This is a genomic window from Pseudomonas sp. BT-42-2 (genome assembly GCF_025847435.2).
Lineage (GTDB): Bacteria > Pseudomonadota > Gammaproteobacteria > Pseudomonadales > Pseudomonadaceae > Aquipseudomonas > Aquipseudomonas urmiensis.
In genome coordinates this window covers 186015-206370 of the sequence record NZ_JAOYTM010000004.1, presented here as the reverse complement: position 1 = coordinate 206370, position 20356 = coordinate 186015, and the positions used below count along the sequence as shown (strand labels likewise).

The 20356-nt window shown below is 56.4% G+C and carries 26 protein-coding genes and 6 pseudogenes; 17 read left to right on the top strand and 15 right to left on the bottom strand.

Annotation, left to right across the window (positions count from 1 at the left end):
- Positions 1–89: 89 nt before the first annotated feature.
- Positions 90–989, top strand: a complete 900-nt coding sequence (locus OIU19_RS03555; protein WP_264233355.1) for a LysR family transcriptional regulator — start codon at positions 90–92, stop codon at positions 987–989.
- 129 nt (positions 990–1118) lie between these two features.
- On the opposite strand, the gene OIU19_RS03550 is transcribed toward OIU19_RS03555, so the two are convergent.
- The 3 genes from OIU19_RS03550 to OIU19_RS03540 all read right to left on the bottom strand — a co-directional run bounded on the left by OIU19_RS03550 (position 1119) and on the right by OIU19_RS03540 (position 2694).
- Positions 1119–1313, bottom strand: a complete 195-nt coding sequence (locus OIU19_RS03550) for a hypothetical protein (protein WP_264233352.1) — start codon at positions 1311–1313, stop codon at positions 1119–1121.
- A gap of 467 nt (positions 1314–1780) precedes the next feature.
- A complete protein-coding gene (locus OIU19_RS03545; RefSeq protein WP_264233350.1) occupies positions 1781–2134 on the bottom strand; it encodes an SH3 domain-containing protein in 354 nt (117 codons plus the stop codon).
- Between the two features lie 68 nt (positions 2135–2202).
- The gene (locus tag OIU19_RS03540; RefSeq protein WP_264233348.1) at positions 2203–2694 is read right to left on the bottom strand and encodes a GNAT family N-acetyltransferase; all 492 of its coding nucleotides are present in this window, start codon (positions 2692–2694) and stop codon (positions 2203–2205) included.
- A gap of 143 nt (positions 2695–2837) precedes the next feature.
- Here OIU19_RS03540 and OIU19_RS03535 point away from each other — a divergent pair, with 143 nt between their 5' ends.
- Together OIU19_RS03535 and OIU19_RS03530 are read left to right on the top strand one after the other, a co-directional pair.
- A complete protein-coding gene (locus OIU19_RS03535) occupies positions 2838–3755 on the top strand; it encodes a LysR substrate-binding domain-containing protein (protein WP_264233347.1) in 918 nt (305 codons plus the stop codon).
- Positions 3756–4093: 338 nt separating this feature from the next.
- Positions 4094–4279: a hypothetical protein gene (locus tag OIU19_RS03530; RefSeq protein ID WP_264233345.1), complete on the top strand. Its 186-nt coding sequence runs from the start codon at positions 4094–4096 to the stop codon at positions 4277–4279.
- Positions 4280–4336: 57 nt separating this feature from the next.
- Here the strand turns inward: OIU19_RS03530 and OIU19_RS03525 are convergent.
- The 3 genes and pseudogenes from OIU19_RS03525 to OIU19_RS03515 form a co-directional block, all read right to left on the bottom strand.
- Positions 4337–4621: pseudogene (locus OIU19_RS03525) on the bottom strand (membrane-bound PQQ-dependent dehydrogenase, glucose/quinate/shikimate family); the annotation flags it as partial.
- Between the two features lie 136 nt (positions 4622–4757).
- On the bottom strand, positions 4758–5171 hold the full coding sequence (arfB, locus tag OIU19_RS03520; RefSeq protein ID WP_264233343.1) for an alternative ribosome rescue aminoacyl-tRNA hydrolase ArfB: 414 nt from the start codon (positions 5169–5171) through the stop codon (positions 4758–4760).
- 403 nt (positions 5172–5574) lie between these two features.
- Positions 5575–5940 (bottom strand): hypothetical protein, encoded by a 366-nt coding sequence (locus OIU19_RS03515; protein ID WP_264233342.1) that lies wholly within the window; start codon positions 5938–5940, stop codon positions 5575–5577.
- Between the two features lie 305 nt (positions 5941–6245).
- Between OIU19_RS03515 and OIU19_RS03510 the strand changes: the two are divergent.
- The 6 genes and pseudogenes from OIU19_RS03510 to OIU19_RS03485 all read left to right on the top strand — a co-directional run.
- A pseudogene (locus OIU19_RS03510) lies at positions 6246–6404 on the top strand (DUF1264 domain-containing protein); the annotation flags it as partial.
- Between the two features lie 411 nt (positions 6405–6815).
- Positions 6816–8402 carry a phospholipase D family protein gene (locus tag OIU19_RS03505; protein WP_264233340.1) on the top strand — a complete coding sequence of 529 codons (1587 nt, stop codon included), beginning with the start codon at positions 6816–6818 and terminating at the stop codon, positions 8400–8402.
- A gap of 65 nt (positions 8403–8467) precedes the next feature.
- The gene (locus OIU19_RS03500; protein ID WP_264233681.1) at positions 8468–8818 is read left to right on the top strand and encodes a DUF5329 domain-containing protein; all 351 of its coding nucleotides are present in this window, start codon (positions 8468–8470) and stop codon (positions 8816–8818) included.
- Between the two features lie 60 nt (positions 8819–8878).
- On the top strand, positions 8879–9439 hold the full coding sequence (locus OIU19_RS03495) for a hypothetical protein (RefSeq protein ID WP_264233338.1): 561 nt from the start codon (positions 8879–8881) through the stop codon (positions 9437–9439).
- Positions 9440–9519: 80 nt separating this feature from the next.
- Complete coding sequence (locus OIU19_RS03490) at positions 9520–10377, top strand: S24 family peptidase (RefSeq protein ID WP_264233336.1); 858 nt, start codon at positions 9520–9522, stop codon at positions 10375–10377.
- A 38-nt stretch (positions 10378–10415) separates the two neighbouring features.
- Positions 10416–10727 (top strand): hypothetical protein, encoded by a 312-nt coding sequence (locus OIU19_RS03485; RefSeq protein WP_264233334.1) that lies wholly within the window; start codon positions 10416–10418, stop codon positions 10725–10727.
- A 166-nt stretch (positions 10728–10893) separates the two neighbouring features.
- Here the strand turns inward: OIU19_RS03485 and OIU19_RS03480 are convergent, their stop codons facing one another.
- A complete protein-coding gene (locus OIU19_RS03480; RefSeq protein WP_264233333.1) occupies positions 10894–11217 on the bottom strand; it encodes a DUF1654 domain-containing protein in 324 nt (107 codons plus the stop codon).
- Positions 11218–11735: 518 nt separating this feature from the next.
- Here OIU19_RS03480 and OIU19_RS03475 point away from each other — a divergent pair.
- The 5 genes and pseudogenes from OIU19_RS03475 to OIU19_RS03455 all read left to right on the top strand — a co-directional run.
- Entirely contained in the window at positions 11736–11915 is a 180-nt protein-coding gene (locus OIU19_RS03475) for a hypothetical protein (protein ID WP_264233332.1), read from the top strand.
- Positions 11916–12074: 159 nt separating this feature from the next.
- Positions 12075–12749: a polysaccharide lyase family 7 protein gene (locus tag OIU19_RS03470; RefSeq protein ID WP_264233331.1), complete on the top strand. Its 675-nt coding sequence runs from the start codon at positions 12075–12077 to the stop codon at positions 12747–12749.
- A 259-nt stretch (positions 12750–13008) separates the two neighbouring features.
- A complete protein-coding gene (locus OIU19_RS03465) occupies positions 13009–13320 on the top strand; it encodes a site-specific DNA-methyltransferase (protein ID WP_264233329.1) in 312 nt (103 codons plus the stop codon).
- A 252-nt stretch (positions 13321–13572) separates the two neighbouring features.
- Entirely contained in the window at positions 13573–13815 is a 243-nt protein-coding gene (locus OIU19_RS03460) for a DUF4224 domain-containing protein (protein WP_264233327.1), read from the top strand.
- Between the two features lie 40 nt (positions 13816–13855).
- Positions 13856–14506, top strand: a pseudogene (locus OIU19_RS03455) (tyrosine-type recombinase/integrase); the annotation flags it as partial.
- A 794-nt stretch (positions 14507–15300) separates the two neighbouring features.
- On the opposite strand, the gene OIU19_RS03450 reads toward OIU19_RS03455, so the two are convergent.
- Entirely contained in the window at positions 15301–15573 is a 273-nt protein-coding gene (locus OIU19_RS03450; RefSeq protein ID WP_264233325.1) for a hypothetical protein, read from the bottom strand.
- Between the two features lie 153 nt (positions 15574–15726).
- Here OIU19_RS03450 and OIU19_RS03445 point away from each other — a divergent pair, with 153 nt between their 5' ends.
- Positions 15727–16002 carry a hypothetical protein gene (locus OIU19_RS03445; protein ID WP_186554869.1) on the top strand — a complete coding sequence of 92 codons (276 nt, stop codon included), beginning with the start codon at positions 15727–15729 and terminating at the stop codon, positions 16000–16002.
- On the opposite strand, the pseudogene OIU19_RS03440 reads toward OIU19_RS03445, so the two are convergent.
- Positions 16000–16206 (bottom strand): annotated as a pseudogene (locus tag OIU19_RS03440) (hypothetical protein); the annotation flags it as partial. The gene OIU19_RS03445 and the pseudogene OIU19_RS03440 overlap by 3 nt on opposite strands.
- Complete coding sequence (locus OIU19_RS03435) at positions 16203–16496, bottom strand: hypothetical protein (protein ID WP_186554871.1); 294 nt, start codon at positions 16494–16496, stop codon at positions 16203–16205. The gene OIU19_RS03435 and the pseudogene OIU19_RS03440, both read right to left, overlap by 4 nt.
- Positions 16497–16603: 107 nt before the next feature.
- On the opposite strand from OIU19_RS03435, the gene OIU19_RS03430 reads away from it, so the two are divergent.
- Positions 16604–17269, top strand: coding sequence for an SOS response-associated peptidase (locus OIU19_RS03430; protein ID WP_264233322.1), 666 nt, complete (start codon positions 16604–16606; stop codon positions 17267–17269).
- Here the strand turns inward: OIU19_RS03430 and OIU19_RS03425 are convergent.
- On the bottom strand, positions 17263–17472 hold the full coding sequence (locus tag OIU19_RS03425; protein WP_372353283.1) for a hypothetical protein: 210 nt from the start codon (positions 17470–17472) through the stop codon (positions 17263–17265). The genes OIU19_RS03430 and OIU19_RS03425 overlap by 7 nt on opposite strands.
- Positions 17473–17476: 4 nt before the next feature.
- Positions 17477–17602: pseudogene (locus OIU19_RS03420) on the bottom strand (DUF2514 family protein); the annotation flags it as partial.
- A 161-nt stretch (positions 17603–17763) separates the two neighbouring features.
- On the opposite strand from OIU19_RS03420, the gene OIU19_RS03415 reads away from it, so the two are divergent.
- Positions 17764–18375 (top strand): hypothetical protein, encoded by a 612-nt coding sequence (locus OIU19_RS03415; RefSeq protein WP_264233320.1) that lies wholly within the window; start codon positions 17764–17766, stop codon positions 18373–18375.
- A 33-nt stretch (positions 18376–18408) separates the two neighbouring features.
- On the opposite strand, the pseudogene OIU19_RS03410 reads toward OIU19_RS03415, so the two are convergent.
- The 3 genes and pseudogenes from OIU19_RS03410 to OIU19_RS03400 form a co-directional block, all read right to left on the bottom strand.
- Positions 18409–18582 (bottom strand): annotated as a pseudogene (locus OIU19_RS03410) (DUF2514 family protein); the annotation flags it as partial.
- Between the two features lie 92 nt (positions 18583–18674).
- Positions 18675–19253 carry an acyltransferase gene (locus tag OIU19_RS03405; protein ID WP_264233318.1) on the bottom strand — a complete coding sequence of 193 codons (579 nt, stop codon included), beginning with the start codon at positions 19251–19253 and terminating at the stop codon, positions 18675–18677.
- A gap of 2 nt (positions 19254–19255) precedes the next feature.
- Positions 19256–20302 carry a TDP-N-acetylfucosamine:lipid II N-acetylfucosaminyltransferase gene (locus OIU19_RS03400; RefSeq protein ID WP_264233316.1) on the bottom strand — a complete coding sequence of 349 codons (1047 nt, stop codon included), beginning with the start codon at positions 20300–20302 and terminating at the stop codon, positions 19256–19258.
- Positions 20303–20356: the final 54 nt, after the last annotated feature.

Here is a 20356-nt window from a genome sequence, read left to right as displayed (position 1 = left end):
CAGGCAGAAAAAACAGAGCCCAAGGCTAATCAAAGCCACGCGCTTGTGCTGAAATGCCATATTGCGAAAACTGCAACAAGGAGCCACTCATGGCATTGGACATGCTGCGCGAAATCCAGGCCTTCGTCAGCGTCGCGCACAAGCGCAGCTTCGTCGCTGCTGCCCGCGCCCTGGGCCGCTCGCCTAGCGCGATCACCCGGGCGCTACAAACACTGGAAGACAACGCCGGGAGCAAGCTGCTCAACCGCAACGCCAACGCCGTCACCCTGACCGAAGCGGGTGAACGCTTGCTGCCACACGCCGAGCGCTTGCTCGATGTGCAACGCGATGCGGCCGATGAACTGGCGGCGTTGAGTGGTACGGCGCAGGGCTGGATTCGTTTTGCCGCGCCTGAACTGCTTGGCCAGCACGTGCTGCCAACGGTCTTGGCTGAATTCTCTCGCCGCCACCCGCAGGTCACCCTGGACGTGCAGTTCAGCGACCAGAGCCTCGACCCGCTTCAAGGCAAGTTCGACTTCGTGGTGCGCGGCGCCTTCCCGCGGTCCAGCGAACTGATCGGCTACCCCCTGTGGAGCTACCGTCGGCACCTGTACGCCAGCCCAGACTACGTGGCCCGCGCAGGCCTTGCGCAGGAGCCGGAAGCACTTAGCGAACACGCGCTGATCCTGCACACCGCCCCGCGCATTCTCAAGGCTTGGCATTTTTGCCGCGACGGGCAGATCACCCGCTTGCAGCCACGCCCTCGCTTGCGCCTGAGCGCCGGAAGCGCGGTGTTCCACAGCGCCCTAGCTGGGGCCGGTATCGCTCGATTGGCTGACTGGGTGGGTGAACCACAGGTCGCAGCAGGTCGGTTGGTGCGCGTCTGCCCTAGCTATCACCTGACCTCAAGCAGTGGCGACGATCCACAAATGCATGCGGTGTACCCGGCCGGGGAGTTGCCGGCGAGGATGCGCGACCTACTGCAAGCGCTGCGTCGCGGCAAGCCGTGATACAGCAAGCCAATCACTGTTCAAATTCTGCCCAATTTAACAGAGGCCGCAACCGGCCTTACTTACAGCGATTTATCCACAGACCTACCCACGTTTTCTGTGGACAGTTTTCCTCGCACAAAGAACGACTTATCGCGCACGCAGCAACGCCGAATTGGCTTGCTTGACCAATTCGATCCACTCCCCTGCACTGATCACTCCCGAGCGTTCCAGCTCTTCGGCACAGCGCAAGGCTTGGTCGTAATCATCCTCTTGCAGGCCAGCCTCTGCGAGAAACCGGTTGCGCCACGCCAGCATCGCGGCAGCGCCCTTCTTGCATTCCATGTAGATCTCAACTCCAAGGCAAGTGACGGGTCCTCTAGCGTGAGACCCTTTGATGGCGGCGGGAGATTACACGAGCCATTCGCACTTGAGAATTGCTTGCAGCTACCACTTATCCAACTGGTACAAAAAAACGGGCAAAAAGCCCGTTGAGAGGTGCAGGCCCGTCTCTGCTGGATAGGACGGACCTCAAGGATAGGGCGTGCGGCCTCAGGTGGGCGGAATGGTACCCAGCAGGCCAATGAGGATTGTCAGCAGCAGAAAACCACCCAGGAACAGCGAGAGCTTGCCCATTGGAACCTCTACAGTGTGATAACAGAATGCCGGAGCTGGCCGATGCGGGTGCAGAGCAGCGCAACTTGCCCAGCGCACACCGGTTTGGAAGGCTGGGCCTGGTAAGCATTTTCGACGTTTCGCTGATACGGTTACAGATGCAGGTTGGTGGAAAAAAAGCGGATCAGATGAGCCGATCAGTCCACCGGGCGCAGCTTCTCGGCCGGCAGCCAACCCAGCTCACCGTTGGCCTCGCGGCGACACCACAGCCACCCATTGAGCGGGCGCAAACCTAGCACCCGCTGCCCCGGATCGACATCCAGTTCGTGAGCACAGTACTGTTCGAGCGCCCTGCCCCGGGCAACACCGAGCCGTTCGATGACCTGCGCCGGCACCCAACCAGGCTCCTGCCCAGCGCAGCTGCACAGGTACCAGTCCTGCCAATTTTGCTCACCGGCATAGCGCGGGCCGATGTCGAGCATCTCACCTTGGGCAAAACGGATCGGACGTGGGTATTCAGAGCGGTGTGCTGCGATCACGACGTACTTCACAAGCCTCTCCCTGGCTAGCCAAAAGGCCGGATCCTAGCAGGCGATGCGACAAAACCTGACGCACCTGCTCAGAGCGCCATCACCATTTCATGCCAGGCCATGCCGCCATGATCAGAGGCCGACGGCTGCACATAGCGATAACCCAACTTCTCGTACAGGCCCACATGCTGGTCCTTGCACATCAAGTGAATGCTCGCCTTGCCGCGCTCACGCATTTGCTCGACGAACCGCGTCATCAGCAAGCCCGCATAGCCACGGCCTTGGAAGGCCGGGTCGACCACCACTGACATGATCACCACATTGGCGGCGCGCGGATCATGGCCGACCAGCTCCTTGAACGCCTCATCGGACATAACCACGTGCTCAGCGCAGCCGCTATTGATGAAACCGATCACCTGGCCGTCCAACTCAAGGATCACAAAACCCTCGGGATACTGCGCAATGCGCGTGGCGATTTTCTCGCGGGTGGCCGCTTCGTCGCCCTCATAGGCGCTAGTTTCGATGTGGAAGCAGCGATCCACGTCATGGGGCGTGGCGTGGCGAAAGATGGCAGTGCTCATGGCAAAATCCGCAAAACAGTTGAAGGCCGACATGCTAGCGCAACTGAGCACCTTCAGGTTGCTAGCACAGCACCCTCGGGCCAGAATCGGCGGGCACTTCAAACTTCTCGATCAGCGGGCCTAGCCTGCAGGACAACTACTGGATGAGCGTTTCCAAACGACGCACCACGCCTTACGTGATCAATCACCTGGTCGCCTTTGAGGCGGCGGCGCGCCTGGGCAGTTTCCGCGCCGCCGCCCAAGCGCTGCACGTCACCCCCGGCGCGGTGGCCCAGCAGGTACGCACGCTCGAAGAGAAACTCGGCCAAGCACTGTTCGAGCGCCTGCCACGCGGCTTGAGGCCCAACCGCGCGGGCAGTGAGTATCTGGAGCGGGTCCGCCTGGCGCTGCACATCATCGAAGATGCCAGCCGCGAACTGCTCGAACGCGATGCCCCGCAAGACCCGCATCAAGTGCTGCTGAGCACTACTCCGGCATTCGCCAGCCGTTGGCTGATCCCGCGCCTGGGCCGCCTGGCTGCCGCGCATCCACAGATCGCGCTGATGATCGATGCCTCCGACAGCACCCGCCCGCTCAGCGGTAAAGGCGCGGTGGACATGGCCGTGCGCTGGGGTGCACCGCCCTTTGCCAATGCCCACGCCCGCCCGCTGCTAGCCGGCCAGGCCGTGCCCGTGTGCGCCCCGTCGCTGCGCGGGGAGCGACGCTGGCAACAGCCAGCAGAACTCAGCGACGTAGCGTTGATTTCAGACAGCCACAACAATTGGAAACGTTGGTTCGATCATTACGGCCTGCCCGGCACCCGCTTCAGCGGCCCGGCCTTCTCCCAGACCATCCTGGCCATCGAGGCCGCCGAGCAAGGCATGGGGATCGCCCTGGTACCGCAGTTATTGGTCGAGAACGCATTGAAGGCCGGCACCCTGGTGATTGCCCTCGAGGGGCACGAACTGCACAGCGCAGCTGGGTTTCACCTGCTCACGGCCCAGCCCCCAGCAGCGGGCTCGGCGAGCACGTTGGTCGCGCAGTGGCTGCTGCAGGAAGTACTACAGCACGAGCCTGGTTAACGCCGGGCCTCCACGCGCCTTAAGTGGAGCGAGCCTATTTGCAACATAACGTTTCGCCATTCGCGCGAGACACAGATAAACGACCTGCCTGGCAAGCACCAGGATCGAGGGAGGCTATATGAACGCCAAGCGGCTTGTTCACTGGCCTGCCGGCGCAATCCTGAACACACTTAGCAATACCGGCTCACCTAGGCTTGTAGGAAGCTTCTGGCGGCTTAGTAGGATGAAGCCCGCGACAGACCAATCCCTGTATGAAAACGCAGTTCCACTGCCTGGAATTGGCTGATACGGTCCGGATATTCCTACAACGGCATGGATGCCATCAGCCAGAGACAGACATGGAAACGTTTACTACCTCAGCGGTCGCCCTGCAAAAGAACCTGCTTACCTTGCGACAACAGCGTGATCACCTGCGAGCGATGGGCAATGATGAACAAGCCGATAACCTTGAAAAGGTGATTGCCGGCATCGAAGCAACGTTAGGCCAGTTACAGGGCCCGTTTAAGCCACCGACCTTGCAATAAGCTCAGCCGCAGCAGGCAAAAATAATCCCCGGGAACGGGGATTATTGTCAGGCGTGCTTAGTGCTTGGAGACGTTGTCTGGCAGCGCATAGGCGATGATGTAGTCCCCCACATCAGGCGAATGGCTCATCCCACCAGCCGAGATCAGCACATACTGCTTGCCGGTTTTTGGCGATACGTAGATCAATGGCGCGGCCACGGCGCCCACCGGCAAGCGTGCCTTCCACACCTCTTTACCAGTGGCCGAATCAAGCGCGCGCAGGTAGTAGTCCTGGGTACCGGCGAAGAACACCAGGCCCGATGCAGTCGAGGTCGGCCCGCCCAGCGTCGGCATGCCCAGCGGGAAATACCTGAGGCAGTAACCCAGGTTCGGCATCGGAAAGATCGCTGGTGTAGGAGATCCCAACCCTACATTGCTCACTCAGGCGATATTGGCATTACCAGAACTGAAACTCCCCAGCAACGTTCCACCACCTGCGCTAGAACTCCACCTTGCCCCGACCAGCCTTGACAGTGCTGCGCCTGGCTTTCCCTTCGAGACGGCGGGTCTTGGAGCCAAGGGTCGGCTTGGTGGGGCGGCGTTTCTTCTCGGTCTTGCCGGCTGCGATGATCAACTCGGCAAGACGCGCCAATGCGTCAGCACGGTTCTGCTCCTGGGTGCGGTACTGCTGGGCCTTGATGATCAATACACCGTCGCCGGTGATACGACTGTCACGCAGCGCCAGCAGCCGCTCCTTGTAGAACTCAGGCAACGATGAGGCCGGGATGTCGAAGCGCAGGTGCACCGCGCTGGACACCTTGTTGACATTCTGCCCACCCGCACCTTGTGCACGGATGTAGGTGAGTTCGATTTCGGCATCCGGCAGATGCACGTTATTGGAGATGGTCAGCATGACTTGGCCCTTGTGATTGCCCCCCATTATCACAGCCTCCGCCGCTCTCCCATAGGGCAACACGCAATTGCGGCCGCTGCTGGCGCTCTTACAAACCCCTAGAAACGCAAAAGCCCCGAATAATCGGGGCTTGTACTAAAAATTATGGCGGAAGCGTAGAGATTCGAACCCTTATCCAAGGTATCCCTCCTCCCACAAACCCTGTATACCCTGCAAATCAAAACTACCAAAATTCGCCAACCCCAACGATTCCATGGCTTTCCAAGGAATCTTCCCCCGCCCACCAAGCACGCATCTGACTGCACACTTGTAAGCTCCGGCAAAATCATTGAGTTACAGTTGTCCGACACTGCACCATTGTTGAGTTAATTCGTGTCGCTGGCTTTCCGCTTAACCAACTGCCTCAATTCAACCAATGAAGACAACCGACAATGCAGATGGCCAACGCATCCAACCAGAAAACGAAGCCTTGACCACTTGCCATTACTTCGCCCACTGCCTTCCTAAAGGGCTGGTTTTTCACTCCTAGCCTTCGATGACAGAACTCAGCAGGAAGCCGGGCACCGAACTGGTTGATGGTAGGCGCTGCTGGATCATTGGCCGCAAGTTCGGTCACCAAAGCTCGTACGTACCGAGTCGACTTCTTGCAAATCATGTTGATGGGGGCACGCTGTAGCGTCTCCTGCTCGTAGCGCAGTGCCTCTCCCACAGAGATCGACGCCAAAATCCGCCCCGGCTTTCTACCCAAAATTGCCAGTGAGCGCTTCATGATCTTCAGCCACTCACCCCCTTTTCCACAACGCAAATTGCTACACACGACCCCCACTTGCCTACTCCCCAGGCCGAGTCACGAGTGGTCATAGAGTTCGGCTAGCTTAGGTGAGGAGCTCTAGCACGCCTTACCTGGCGCCGCACTGACTGGCTGCCTCGAGCCCCCATTAGGGTTAAGTAATGCCTGCATCAAAAGCGCGTTACAGAACGTAGCCGGTCGTGGGGAGCCTCGAGCGTACACGCAGACAAAAAAGCGCACCCTAGGGTGCGCAAAAGGTGTGCAACAAATGCAATCGATTATCAAAAGCTGAGCGGGCTGACATTCGTATTCCTGCAGCTGATCCCCAGGCTGATGGCTGGCAGCACGGTAACGTCATTCAAATCACCGATCCAACTGGCGCGCATCTGCACCGCCCCGCTACATCGACTCCGGCGAATACCAACAGCCGTTCCAGCCAATAGCAAATTCAGAGGTGTATAGCTCCGCCATTGTGCGTGCCCCTTCGGGGACGGCTGTCGTGAACCGCAACCTGGCATAGCCAGGTTACCGCCCTGTCGGGCTTTTATCCTCACGCCTTTAGCCCTCCGTTGGCCGGCGCGCTCCGCTTGCTATGGATAACACGACAGTGGGGGCTTAACAGGTTGCCACCTCATGGCCAACCTCAAACATCGCATTGAGGTCAGGAGCTTCCATCTTGCCTCCGGCGCAGCTAAGGCCGAGTCCGCTGTCATCAGAGGATGAACTACGCTTCCTAAACAACACCGTAGATCGAAGACGCATTGCAGACGGGCGTTACGGCCGGATGCTGGTGGTAAGGGAATGGCCATTCTTCGGGATCCGAGACCCTCATCATCATCGTCGGGGTGCGCTCCGTGAGAATAAAACAGTTCGAGATTGCCCTTCTGTCACTCACGCTTCTCTTTGGTGGTTGTACAACAGCCTACATTCCCTACGAACCCAGTCACGCCTTGCCTGCGAACGATTCGGCATTCGGCCGATCTATCCAGGCCCAGGTTGTCCCACATCAAGGACAATCGGGCTTTCGCCTATTCCCGGAGAGTGCCGAAGCTTTCGCCGCCCGCGCGGAGCTGACTCGCAGTGCCCAAAGCAGCATTGACCTGCAGTACTACATCGTCCACGACGGTATAAGTACTCGAATACTGCTGAGCGAGCTCCTCGTCGCTGCCGACCGTGGCGTGCGCGTCAGGATCTTGCTCGATGACACAACCAGCGATGACCTGGAGCAAACCATCGCGACACTGACGATGCATCCGCATATACAGATCCGCGTGTTCAATCCTCTCCATCTTGGCCGCAGTACCGTCGTGACACGCACGATGGGTCGGCTATTCAACCTCTCTCAGCAACACCGGCGTATGCACAACAAATTATGGTTGGTAGACAATTGCGTGGCCATCGTTGGAGGGCGCAATCTGGGTGACGAGTATTTCGATGCCGAGCCCAACAGAAATTTCACTGACATTGACATGCTCAGTGTCGGCCCGGTCGCAGCACAGTTGGGACATAGTTTTGATGAGTACTGGAACAGTGTCCTCAGCAAGCCCATCGAGCAGTTCATATCGTTCAAGCCCTCGAGCAAAGACCTGAAAGATCTTCGGACTCGGCTGGATGCCTCCTTGGAGGAAACGCGCACCCAGAAGCACGCGCTCTATCAGCAATTGATGAGCTATACCACTCAGCCACGCCTGAACAACTGGCGCACGGAGTTGATCTGGGCCTGGAACAAAGCGATGTGGGATGCACCGAGCAAAGTATTGGCAAGTGGTGAACCCGCTCCGCACTTGCTGTTGGCCACCCAATTGGCACCCGAGCTCAACGGAGTTAGCAAGGAGTTAATCTTGGTATCGGCCTACATGGTGCCTGGACAACCGGGGGTGGTTTACCTGACCCGTCGAGCCGACGCCGGCGTGTCGATCAGCTTGCTGACCAACTCGCTGGAGGCCACCGACGTACCGGCTTCGCACGGTGCTTACGCACCCTATCGCAAGACCTTGCTTGAGCATGGTGTGCAGCTGTTCGAATTACGTCGTCAAGCCGGTGATCGAAGTGACAGCGATACCAAGCCGCGCTTCTCTCGCAAGGGCTCCTCCAGCGGCCCCTCTAGCAGCTCCGACTCCAGCCTGCATACCAAGGCGATGGTTTTCGACCAGCAAAAAGCGTTTGTCGGTTCGTTCAATTTCGATTCGCGCTCTTTGCTGTGGAATACCGAGGTCGGTGTATTGGTTGACGATCCGCAGCTCGCCGGACGGGTGCGCGAACTGGCGATGGAGGGTATGGCACCTGCTCTAAGTTATCAGGCCCGGCTGCAAGATGATCACCTGGTCTGGGTTACCGAAGACAATGGCCAACAACGCACGTTGACCACTGAACCGGGGGGCTGGTGGCGGCGCTTCAATTCTTGGCTCAGCAGCACGATAGGGCTTGAAAAGATGCTATAGCATGGGAAAGACAAATCATGCGGATGTGGACGAGAGGCCCCAGGCGGGTAATCAGCCAACTGATGATGGCGGTGAGTGTTTGCGTTATCGCAATCATCGTTGACTCGCGAGTAGTAGCCCTGCTTCAAACCGCTGATGAGATACGGGGATTGCTCGAGTTTGTAGAGAACAGTGACTGCACATTTGTCCGTAACGGCGCCGAATACTCAGGCCCCCGAGCCCGAGCGCACCTGGAGCAGAAGCTGAATTATCTCGAAAGCAAGAACAGGGTGAAAAGCGCGGAAGACTTCATTGACCTCGCTGCGACTAAAAGCAGTATGAGTGGCCGTGCCTATGAGGTGCGATGCTCAGAAGGTACGCAACCGGCTGGCATCTGGTTACACCGAGAGCTCCAAAGGCAACGGGAATTTCGCTAAATCTCTTGAGTCCTCCGCTCCCAGTAGAATCGACCCAGCAGTTCATCAAATCGGGGGCTGATGGAGCATTCCGGTTACTTTATCCACAATATGAACAGTTACGGCAGTCCTAAGGGGAATGCGTTGCAGCCTGTGGCTATCCTCAAAGAGCTTTCGTACGAAACACGGGCAGCTCGCCTCGCTATCTCCCTGGAAGAAATCGACACCAAGCTTGCACTGCTGCAAAAGCAGATCACGAAGCTGAAAACCATGCCATTCAGGGAAGCGAGCATGAGCGGATATGGGGAGACCTTCGCCGAGCAGCTAAAAGACTGCAAACTCATCACTTACCTGCTTCATCGCGGTTTCCTGGGCACGGATTACAGCGACTACCTCGGCTATTTCTATGAGGGCTCACTCACCCAGTCTGACAAAAACCTGATCCTGGCTTTGTGTCGGGGCGAAACGCTTGATGTAGGTACCCCAATCACTAACCCAGAGCGCGTCGCCGGTAAACTCGACCTCGATTCCCTGGACAAAGGTAAAGGGATATTGACGCATCTGATCACGGAGCTTACCGGCGCCCTTAGGGCTCGTTTTCTGGAGGAGGCTTTCCCGCACCTCACATGTGGCGTAATTTAGCTCATGACTAATATTCGAGCAAGGAGAATTTAACTTTGCGCACATTTAGCAGAGAGCTAAACACTGGCATTCTTCGCGCCATGGATATCTACGAGATTCGCAAGCACAACCTGGTCAAGCTGATCGGCAGCCAGAGAAAGGGATCCTGCGCGGAGCGCTGGGCAATGGCCCCTGCGCATCTGAGCCAGATACTTTCGGATAAGACAGCGAAGAACCTGGGCGATGATGTGGCCCGGAGAATTGAGGAGATTGAGGGGCTGCCGCGTGGCTGGTTCGACTCGATCCCGCGTGAAGATGTCATCACCAACACCGACCTGAACGGCTTTGAGCCTGCGTCCGAGCCCGCGCTTTCGGCGGCCGACCTGGTCAAGCAGATGCTCGCCAAGAGTGGGAAAGGCATTCCTGAGGAAACTCGGCAACGCCTTCTGGCGGCCGCAGCGGAGCCAGATGCCAAGGAAGAGGCTGGCGATACCGCGATAGTGAAGGCTGATTTTATTCGGCCAGGACTTGTCGGCGATGAGGTGTGGATCGCCCACTACGATGTGCGGGGAGCCATGGGTGGCGGAGAGGTCACCCACGAGTTTCCGGAGATGCTACAAGACGTTCGGGTAAGCCCAAAGCATTTGCGCGAGCTGGGCGTAGAGTTCAAAGAACACTATCACCTGAAGCTAGTCACCGGATGGGGTCAGTCAATGGCGCCCACGATCAAGAATCGTGACCCGTTGATCGTCGACGTCAGCATTCGGGAATTCGCGGGTGATGGGATCTACTACTTTTCCTGGGGTGGACACGAGTACATCAAGCGACTGCAGATCGCGGACGAGGAGTACTTCGAGATGATCTCGGACAACCCGAAGCATAAGGATCGGATGATCCGTCGGGAAGAAACCTACATCCAGGCCAGGGTGCTGCTGGTGTGGAATGCTCACTTGGTGTAGGCATTAGCATGCCGAGCTATGCTGTGTAAGGATGACAAATGGCTGAGGACGATGAATCATCAAAGCCTGAGGACTCAAAATCGAGAGGTCTTGCCCCAGTTGCTCACTCAAGATCGATGCGAGCTCGAACCAGAGACTGGGATCTGATTTTAGATAGTCAGGAGCGCGCGCTAGGCGAAACACGGGATATTATGTCGAAAATCGCCGAGCTTCTCGGCGAAAAAGGCGAGGATGGTGGAGAAATGAGCAAGCAACTGGAGCGGCTTGAAACCCAGTTGACCTCTCAATACGAGTGTTACCGAGATCAAAGTGGCTATCGGAAAAATCGATACCCGTATCGAGGGCCTTGATAAGAACGTAGTCACCAAAGGGCAAGCTGCCACCTGGGCGCTCGGTGGTGCGCTCGCGATATTTGGTGCTGGCTGGTGGGTTGTTCAGCAGTATCTGGCTCCTATCCTCGCTCATATCCCGAAGTAATCTGCGTGACAAAAAGCCCGGCGGGCTTTTACGTGCCCATCAGAAAGGCGCTTCCTCCTCCACCTCAACCTCGCTGTCCTCCTCGATGATGAAGTCGTCTCGCTCCTGAAGCGCGCTTCGCTCCCACCTTACGGTCACCGTTCCGTCGTCATTAAACGTCAGATCAAGCTCTGACACTTCAGCGATCAGCCCGATCACCTCCTCCCATTCAGCCTCCCCGTCCGTGTCCAGGCGATGGATCGTAACCCAGCGCTGCGTCTGCGCGATCGGGTGGTTGATCATCGAAGAGACTCGCAAGCTCAGGCGCTCTAACCCGGACATTTCCTCACGCTTTTTGGGCGCCGAATTATTCTGTTTTGGCATAGCTCCCTCTCCCTATGCTGTATATTTGTACAGTATTTTGAGAAGCATATCTCAGTGCTAAACGCCCGGTAAAGATCCCGCGAAACAAATCTCTGGCAGGAGGAATTTTGTCGCTCAGCGAAAATAATTTAGCTCTGAGCTATTGACAAAGCCTTAGCGTATAGCTAAATTTCACCTCAAGCAGTCACCAACCAGGGACTGCCGAGGCCCTCACCGGCCGTCGCTCTTTAACAGCCAGCGCCATGCCCGACTACCCGGCCCAGCCGGTTAGGTCACTCCCGGCTCTATCGGTGGGAGGTCAGTAAACCGATGAACAAAACCGCACTTGCCTCTACCGGCGACCGGCGATCCGATTGTCCCGAAAGACAACCAACGCGCAGCCCACTGCGACGGCGGACGAGGTGTTGACCGAACTGAGTGAATGACCTGGTAAGCGGGTGCGGAGAAACACAGAACGATTCACTGAAGCACCTGGGCGACCGGGTGCTTTGGGAATCCAACCAAGGAGTAGACACGCCATGACTCGAGCTGAATTCGAAGACAAAGAAGGGATTGCCATTGCGGCGCTGCTGGGCCTGATTTCTCAAGGCGGCGCAGGCTCGCCTAGAGAGGCTGCCGAAATGGCATTTGATTACGCAGAAGCATTGGTTGCGGAGCGTCAAAAGCGGCTTGGCGACAAGCCTGGATTTAACGACTGATTTCACTGGCTGGCCTTGGCGACAGGGCCTAGCCGGCTCGAATTACTCGCGAACTCATCCTTCTGCGCATTTCCAAAGTGCACAGAGGGATGCGGATGCACGCATCACGGTTGAAAGGCAATCGTGCCAGGCCAATGATTTTATCGTCAGGAGTAACCCATGACCGTAAACATCAGCAATCTAACGATCACCACCCCCGTGCCAGTATCTTCGACAAACCCTGTCGCCCTCGAGGTGAGCGGCGCGGTGGCGATCGCCCAATACCCGAGCGTCGTACAGGTCTTGAGCGACGGTTCTATCAAGTTCTCGGCACCAACCAAGGGCGCCTCGAGCAAAAGCACGCATCGGACCCGTTGCGAATGGTCCGAATCCACCGACTGGACCCTGGCCAGTGCACCGAATCACTGGAATCGTCAGCAGATGACGCTCACCAAGGTCAACTCGGCGCAGAAGGTGGTGATCTCGCAAATGCATGTCCGCGGTGATGACAGCCCACCGGTGAAGGTGTTCTGGAACAAGGGGAACATCACCATGGGCTTCCGCACCACGTACAACCAGACTACCCCCGTTAACTCGACTGTGCTCAAAGGTGTACCGCTCGGAGCGAAGTTCACCGTAAGCATCCACGTCACCGCGAAAGGGCTGGTCACCGTTGCAGCTCAGTGCAACGGAGTATCAGGCTCATCCGGAGCGTTGCAGCTCGACGACACGTGGGATTCTCGTCTGTTTGAGTTCCATGGGGGGGTCTACAACCAGATCGACTACACCGATGCCACGCCGGCCGAGGACGGCTCAATCTGCGTCATCAGCAGCCTTTCGTTGACCCACAGCTAACTCAATCACAGCCGGAAAGACGGCCCGATGCCCTGCTCTCCATCGCAGGCTGCATCGGAGTGTGATCTGAGTCGAAGCATCTAAGCGCGGCAACATGGTTGCAAATCGGGGGGTCGCTCCCGCCGAGGATGAGACGGACCCGCCAGATCACACCCCGATGCATCCCGCATCCCCTTCCCTTCACATACGACCGCATTGGCAGGCGCCAGGCCACCTTTCACGGTGGGTTTGGTCTACCTGATCTACAGGGGGCCGCGAGGTGCAGTTCTTCTCGAGCGACAAGCAGACCGCCAACTTCCACCCAGCCCAGAAACCAGTCGGCTGGATGCGCTTCCTGATCGCCACCTACACCAATCCTGGCCAGGTGGTGCTCGACAACACAATGGGCAGCGGCACGACCGGCGTTGCCTGCATCCAGCTGGGCCGACGTTTCATCGGCATCGAGAAAGACACCGACGAACATGGCAACCCGCTTGGGTACATCGATATTGCCCAGCAGCGCATCGCCGAGGCAATCAGCATCCACGATACCCCGGCAGCGCAGATCGAACTCTTCGAAGCGCGCGCCTAACCCATCCCCCTACTATTCAAGCCCGCCGACATGCGCGGGCGAGGATGAACCGTGTCCGATATCACAGTGAAGTGCTCCCGGTGCCGCAACCAGCACAAGGAGAGCGAGTGCGTGCTCGCGCCCTGCAAATGGCTTAAGGGCGCCAGCACCATGGTGTGCCCGCGCTGCAGGTGCACCAGCTACTACATCGTCAGCCCTGCGCCAGCAGCCTGACAACCAACCTGCCGCCCCCGGCGGCGTGGAGACCATCCCATGGAAACCGAGATCCTTTCGGACGAAGAGTTGGTCGAGCTGACCGGCTACAAGGCCAGGGGCTACCAGCGCCGCTGGCTCAAAGAGCGCGGCTGGGTGTTCGTTGAGACCCGAAGCGGGCGGCCTTTGGTGGGTCGCCACTACGTCCGCATGAAGCTGGGCGTAACCCTTGAGGTGGTCCCAATGGCGCCACCGCCGCCGGCCACCCCCACGTGGACACCAGACATATCGAAGGTGAGGTGAAATGCGCCCCAGGAAGACAGAGAACAGGGACTTGCCGCCGGGCACCCTGTCGCATATCTTCAACATCGCCCGGGAATGGGGGCTCACCACCAACGAGAACCCGTGTCAGGGCGTGCGCAAAAACAAGGAAGTACCGCGGGACTTCTACGCCAACGACGCGATCTGGAACGCGGTGTATGCGAAAGCAGTGGGTGAGCTGAAGGACGCCATGGACTTGGCGTATCTGACGGGCCAGCGTCCAGCGGACGTTCTGGTGATGCGGAGGGATGACATCGAGGGCAAGGCGCTCGACGTGAAGCAGAAGAAGACCCACAAGAAGTTGCGGATCATGCTCGAGGTCGATGGCGTGGAGAGCAGCCTGGGCGTCCTGATCAGGAAGATACTGCAACGCAATGCTTCACATAGCTCGCCTTACCTGCTGCTGACCGATAACGGCAGACGGGTTACCGCGCCCATGCTGCGCCATCGCTGGGATGACGCCAGAGAGGAAGCAGTGAAGGAAGCAGTCGCGGCCGGTGACCAGGTTCTGGCCGGCCGGATCAGCCAGTTCCAGTTCCGCGACATTCGTCCGAAGGCAGCTTCCGAGATCACCGATGTTGACCACGCCAGCCTGCTACTGGGGCATACCAAGGGCGACATTACCGAGCGGGTTTATCGCCGAATTGGAGCCTTGGCGAAACCCACCAAGTAGCGAAGTATTGTCAGCGCTGGCAAATCAAACCATTCTCCAGGGCGTTCCCATGGGTACTTTCTCTATGCCCCAAAAACGCAAAAAGCCCTGAATAATCAGGGCTTTGAATGTGGCGGAAGCGTAGAGATTCGAACTCTAGGATAGTTGCCCATCGACGGTTTTCAAGACCGTGTTACAAGCGCCCTATCCATGCGGCGTCAGTGGCGAAATCGATTCCAAAACAAAGACGAAACGGCACGGCTACAGGCCGCATACCACAAGGGCCGCCGCTTCAGTTTTGGAATCGAAATTCGAAGCTATTCCGTAGTGTTGGTGACAGCCCGCACAACGGTGGACAAGGCCTGCGCCTTCAGTGCAGCATCCTTCAAGCACTTATCCTGCTCAGCCCCTTGAAGACGGATACACGACACGGCTTGAGTGTTGAGGTCAGCGATCGTGTTATAGAAACCAAATGCTGTCGCAGAGACAACAGCGAGGATGACGAAGTAGACAAACGTGATAGGGTTCAAGCTGTGCTCCATATGATGGCAATTGGCCGCACATCATACCGCAGATTCCCCCAAGCATTACTTTGTCAGCTTCCAGTACTGCAGCAGTAGTGTGGAAAATCAACCTCAGGCCGCGCCGTTAGCGGCCTATGCGTCGAAGCTGTCTAATATGCATTGGCGACTTTGGGCGAGTTTCGCCCAGTAAATCCGATATGTACCCTTCGAGTTTTAGACAGCCGAACATCCCTCCTCCGGCGTTCTGCCGACAGACCCCCTTTCTTTCCATGGCTATTCACACAGCCAGCCCTAAACCTGACCATCAAGCTCAGTGAGCCTGGCCCTAGTGGAATGCTCAATCACTAAATACAACCGCTCTATCGCATGGGCCGGCAAAACCTTCAGCACCTCCAACGCCTCGACCAAGCTCTCAGCCCGCGCCTGAGCGATCAGGCAGTTGACCGCCGTATCGCCCGTCTCAATTTCGGCGATCCGCTGTCGGAGCAGCCCATGGATCTCCGGCGGCATGACAATGCCCGGCAGGAACTCGCCGTGCTCAGGGCTTCCGTAACGACCACTCACCATCATCTCTCCTTTTGCTGGAGAGCCCAGTATAGATGGGCTGGCAGGCCAGGCCGGCTGGTCGACTTCTCGTCGCTAACGGGGCACCATTCCTTGCCTATGTACTCCACCGAATACATCGACGCCGGTGCATCGGGAGTCGGGGGAGGCGGAATGTATGATGTCGACATTGAGGCCGAGGCCTGCGTGCTCCATTGCGAAGTCACTAGCTTGGTGGACGAGCCGTTTCACCTCACCGCTTGGGCAAACGATCCCGACGCCCTTGGCTACCGGGAGCTTGAATTCCAAGCGATCTCAGGAGAGTGGTTCGATCCCGATGGCAATGTTCATGACCTCGGCCAGAATGGATGCGCCGAGGTAGCTGAGCGCTATGCGGAGTACATTGAGGAAGAGCTATGGCGTCTGGTCGATATGGAACACGCCGCCTGACTGCTCATGCTCCAGCAGGGCCCACACCCTAGCAGCCTCGGCAAACTCAAGCATCTCACTGAGCTGATCGGCATCAACCTCTCGGCGCCGATGCGCGGCCATCGCCATCGCGCAGAGAACAGCGGCCCGTCCATCTGGATCGGTTGCCAATGCAAACTGGTCGTTGAGCTCATCTAGCCAGGCTCTTGGCAGTCCGCTGATCATACCGTCCGGCACCACCACGACTGCGCGTACAGCACGCCGTCGATATCTTCCAGGCCGTTGATGTTGATTCCGAGCTGGGCCATGCCGTTGACCTTTGCATCGTGCAGCCTAGGAATGATGTCGGGGCCAGGCGCCGAGTTGAACACCCAGGCTTGTGTCGATACGCGGCCAAGCGGCTCGCTGTGGTGATCTCCGATATGAATGTCGGCTCGCAGTGCCTGGACCTTCCGAAGCTTTTCTGGAGGAAGGGCTACACCGCGCTCGCGCCGCCGAACGATGAGGAAATACATAGAACACCAATACTGTATATCGATACAGTATTCCACCACTGAGCACCGCTACCGCGCCAGTACCACTCGGCGGACTATGCTTACGTGCTCATACAGGAGGGCGGTGTATGTGCGGGAGGCTAACCCAATACCGGGGAATACACGACTTCGTTGAGACCTTAAGCCTGCCAGAGTCTTGGCATAACAACGTTGGCGACCAAGCGCTGGAAAGGTACAACGTAGCCCCAAGCACCCCGGTAGCTGTGCTCCGCATGGGTGAAGCAGGCCTACGCGCCGATCTGCTGAAGTGGGGATGGCGACCGCACTGGGCAACCGATCGCGCGCCACCGATCAATGCTAGGGTCGAGAAGGTCGCGCACGGCCCGTTCTTCCGGGCCATCTGGCCCAGCCGCGCCATCACGCCGGTCGACGGGTGGTTCGAGTGGGTCGATGAAGGTGGATCGAAGAAGCAGCCGTACTACATCCGACGGCGCGACGGGCGCCCTTCCCTCTGCGCCAGCATCGGCCAGTTCGTTGGAAACGAGCATGATGGCTTCGTCATCATCACCGCCGATGCCCAAGGCGGCATGGTGGACGTGCACGATCGTAGACCTGTGGTGCTATCCCCCGAGCTTGCCCGCGAGTGGGTCGCGCTAGGTACACCCATGGAGCAGGCAGAGCAAATGGCGTTGCAGCTTGGCGAGACCGCCGAGGCCTTCGAGTGGTATCGCGTTAGCACAGCTGTTGGCAATGTGCGAAACCAAGGGCAGGATCTGATCGAGCCAGTTCAGTGATGACTCAACGGTTGATGCCCCAACGCGTATAGCTGGTAGTCGGTCACGGCTTGGTAAGCCGACTCCGCAATCTGGCGTAGCCGCTCCACTTGCTCGGGCGCCTCACCGTCGGCCTGGGCTTGGTGGTACCGGCGAAGCGCGGCAGTCGCCTCCTGAATCAGGGGCTCGCCCGCCTCAATCATTCCTTCGATGGTCCGCTTCACTGGCCTATCCTAATGGCTTGACCAGGACATTATAGGATGCCTCGCAGGTCTTGCCTGCTATCCGGACACGGTCATAAGCTTGCGCCAGCTCTCCCACTTGAGCATCAGCCTCTAGGCGGTCGGAGAGAACACGGTAGTTCCTTAGGGCTCAATTTGCGCTTTATCGCACAACCCCCATAATTCAGGGTGATAAAACCTGTTCCTGATAAGAATGTGTGGGCATAATTGCGTTCCTGACACATTCCCAGATTAGCGCTGGTTATATCTGAGTAGCATCCAAGGAAGGAAATGATGAAGCCTTTTATCATCCTGGCCGTATGCGCGAGCCTTCTGAGCGCCGCCCCTGCATGGGCCCAACCTGAACTAAATGAGCGATCCAGCTCATGGCTCAAGGAGCCAAACGATTTTTTGGGAATAGACCTTCATGGCGATTTCACGGCACAGATGCCTTCTTGCCCTGACGAATCAAGTAGCCAAAAAACGCTTTGCCGCCTAGCTACGTCGTCCCCTGATCGTTTTGAGATCCGTGGGTTACCATATCTGCCAATATCTCCTGGTTATGGGATGGTCGCGGTCGCGCCCCATGGAAAGCTCACAGAGCTCGTACTCAGCGGTAGCGCTAACAGTCTGCACTTAGTAGGCGAAATGCTGACCGACAAATATGGAGAGCCCGGTGTTGTCACCAGCCGCTGGATAAAAATGTCATCAGGCGCCTCTTTCCAGTCTGAAGTGGTGAAATGGGAGGGCGAGAAAGTAGTCATGAAGTTTCAACGAGATGAAGGTGATTTAAGCCGCTATGCGGTGACAGTGTCCGTATTTGAAGACGCGTCTGAGACGCTCGAGATCGAAGAGACTGCTAAACCCGCAACCCAAGATGGTAATCGGGATTTCTCTAAGATCTGAAACGCCAGCAGTTATAAAGGATGACTTTCCCTCTTACTCATGACGTTGAAGCGCGTCGTATGAAGCTTCGCAGGTGCGGCCAGCTATCCGGGCGCGGTCATAAGCTTTCGCCAGCTCTCCCGCTCGAGCATCAGCCCGTGCGAGCAGGTCGGAGAGCACCATGGCGGCGCGGGTGGCTGCCTGGCTTCGGGCGATAGCGGCAGTATCAATGCAGGTGTAACTGCCGGTCAATGTGGAGTCAGTGATTATCACTCACTCCACATTGACCGATTAACATACAGAACCACACTAAAGGCAAATTACGCCACAGCCTGCTTTGCTCCTTTCTCTTTCAAGAACTCTTGCTCTTTTGCCAATAGTTCTTTTTTCCTTTCCATCACTCTACGGGCAGGATTACCTACATAAACACCCCAAGGTGCCGTACTCTTCCTAACCAAAGTCATAGCACCGACAGAACAACCTTCCGCTAACGTAACACCAGGAAATATAACAGAGCCAGCACCAACTATCACGTGTCGCCCTATATAAATTTCCTTTTTTATTTCAGACTTATAGTTTTTTGGCACCGTCGGGTTAGTCATGGTTCTACCCGAATAATCATCGGATTGAGTAAAGACTTGCGCATTGTACGCCAGACCTGAAAAATCATCCATGACAATTCCCTTTTCTCCTCCAGCCAAGAGGCAAAAAGGAGCAACATGAACATGGGAACCGATCGAAATCTTACCGGACACAACACAAAAATCATCAATCCGAGAATTATCGCCGACCTCAATTTCATTCGCATTATATATTGATGCCTTATCGCTGATCTTCACATTAGACCCAAGGCGTTTAAACCCAAACGCTTCCAATTGCTCCTGACTATAATACGGCATCATCAATCCTTAAAGATATTAGTTAACTGCATCTTAAGAGCCTCTTCCGAAAACTCTTTTAAAACTAAAGCCCTATTTCTTGACGCAATATCTGCATCCAGTGTAGTCAATGACAAGTCAGAAAGGCTGTACGCCTCTATGCCCCTCCTTTTGAAAACATCCCAGGTAGAAACATCTTCACGCAAGTAGACCTTCTTGCCCATTCCTAGCAAGGAAATGGTATTACCCATGGCTTGCTGTCGACGATGGTTAAAAACAGCTACATCAATACTCGCCAAAAATGCTAGATAGTCCTCGAAAGCCATGAAGCCTAACAGAGGGATAAATTTCTCTCCAAATAGATTTTTTCCGGCCGTTACCACATCTTTAGCATAAGCATCACCACCATAAGACAGCGGAGCATAAATTTTAATATCTTCCCCTGCAAACTTCGCCAATCTCGTTAATATTTCTATATGCTCATTGCTTGGATCTGCAGAATTCCCAACCTGAATATTTACGCTGCAATGCTTTGCAGATAAAATATTACGATCATAATAAACGTTGCTGAGATACATGAAACATTCATGATAACGACCTTTAGCACCATACCAGCGCCTGGCAAGTTCCACATCACCAGGAACAAATGTCACCAAGTGTCCGAGATTCTTAATGACCGGCCGCCTCAAGAATTCTTTTATACGCCAGCGCCACGATTTAACCCTACCCTCATAGGCATAAAGATCACCACCCCATATAACCCAGTAACATTTTTTTAAAATCCACGGCTGCAAAAAAAGCAGTATTAAAACTTTCCAATCAAAAAGCCCATGCAGGATTATCTTGCCCGAACAATTCATAGATCTTACAAAGCGAGGGAGGCCTTTAACAAACAAAGCCAAGCTCGTCAAACGCATCACTCCCATCTTAGTATTCACGGGAAATCTGGATTCATCCCCCGAAATACAAAAAAGATGGCCATCACCAATCTTCTGCACCTCAACAAAGTCTATGAAAGGCGGTATAAATTTATCAAGACAAGCAACATGAAGTACTTTTGGCTTTATCAACTATCAAACCCTGCAAACTATGGAAATCAAGGCCAACAGATAGAAATCCGTCCT

Bases quoted from the DNA above. Each gene is read 5' to 3' on its own strand.
- OIU19_RS03475 (WP_264233332.1), top strand. From the start codon at position 11,736: ATGACTCGAGCTGAATTCGAAGACAAAGAAGGGATTGCCATTGCGGCG.
- OIU19_RS03490 (WP_264233336.1), top strand. From the start codon at position 9,520: ATGGATATCTACGAGATTCGCAAGCACAACCTGGTCAAGCTGATCGGC.
- OIU19_RS03515 (WP_264233342.1), bottom strand. From the start codon at position 5,940: ATGAAGCGCTCACTGGCAATTTTGGGTAGAAAGCCGGGGCGGATTTTG.
- OIU19_RS03435 (WP_186554871.1), bottom strand. From the start codon at position 16,496: ATGTATTTCCTCATCGTTCGGCGGCGCGAGCGCGGTGTAGCCCTTCCT.
- arfB (WP_264233343.1), bottom strand. From the start codon at position 5,171: ATGCTGACCATCTCCAATAACGTGCATCTGCCGGATGCCGAAATCGAA.
- OIU19_RS03555 (WP_264233355.1), top strand. From the start codon at position 90: ATGGCATTGGACATGCTGCGCGAAATCCAGGCCTTCGTCAGCGTCGCG.
- OIU19_RS03445 (WP_186554869.1), top strand. From the start codon at position 15,727: ATGTATGATGTCGACATTGAGGCCGAGGCCTGCGTGCTCCATTGCGAA.
- OIU19_RS03550 (WP_264233352.1), bottom strand. From the start codon at position 1,313: ATGGAATGCAAGAAGGGCGCTGCCGCGATGCTGGCGTGGCGCAACCGG.
- OIU19_RS03485 (WP_264233334.1), top strand. From the start codon at position 10,416: ATGGCTGAGGACGATGAATCATCAAAGCCTGAGGACTCAAAATCGAGA.
- OIU19_RS03540 (WP_264233348.1), bottom strand. From the start codon at position 2,694: ATGAGCACTGCCATCTTTCGCCACGCCACGCCCCATGACGTGGATCGC.
- OIU19_RS03480 (WP_264233333.1), bottom strand. From the start codon at position 11,217: ATGCCAAAACAGAATAATTCGGCGCCCAAAAAGCGTGAGGAAATGTCC.
- OIU19_RS03535 (WP_264233347.1), top strand. From the start codon at position 2,838: ATGAGCGTTTCCAAACGACGCACCACGCCTTACGTGATCAATCACCTG.
- OIU19_RS03430 (WP_264233322.1), top strand. From the start codon at position 16,604: ATGTGCGGGAGGCTAACCCAATACCGGGGAATACACGACTTCGTTGAG.
- OIU19_RS03415 (WP_264233320.1), top strand. From the start codon at position 17,764: ATGAAGCCTTTTATCATCCTGGCCGTATGCGCGAGCCTTCTGAGCGCC.
- OIU19_RS03495 (WP_264233338.1), top strand. From the start codon at position 8,879: ATGGAGCATTCCGGTTACTTTATCCACAATATGAACAGTTACGGCAGT.
- OIU19_RS03460 (WP_264233327.1), top strand. From the start codon at position 13,573: ATGGAAACCGAGATCCTTTCGGACGAAGAGTTGGTCGAGCTGACCGGC.
- OIU19_RS03405 (WP_264233318.1), bottom strand. From the start codon at position 19,253: ATGCCGTATTATAGTCAGGAGCAATTGGAAGCGTTTGGGTTTAAACGC.
- OIU19_RS03530 (WP_264233345.1), top strand. From the start codon at position 4,094: ATGGAAACGTTTACTACCTCAGCGGTCGCCCTGCAAAAGAACCTGCTT.
- OIU19_RS03500 (WP_264233681.1), top strand. From the start codon at position 8,468: ATGGCGGTGAGTGTTTGCGTTATCGCAATCATCGTTGACTCGCGAGTA.
- OIU19_RS03470 (WP_264233331.1), top strand. From the start codon at position 12,075: ATGACCGTAAACATCAGCAATCTAACGATCACCACCCCCGTGCCAGTA.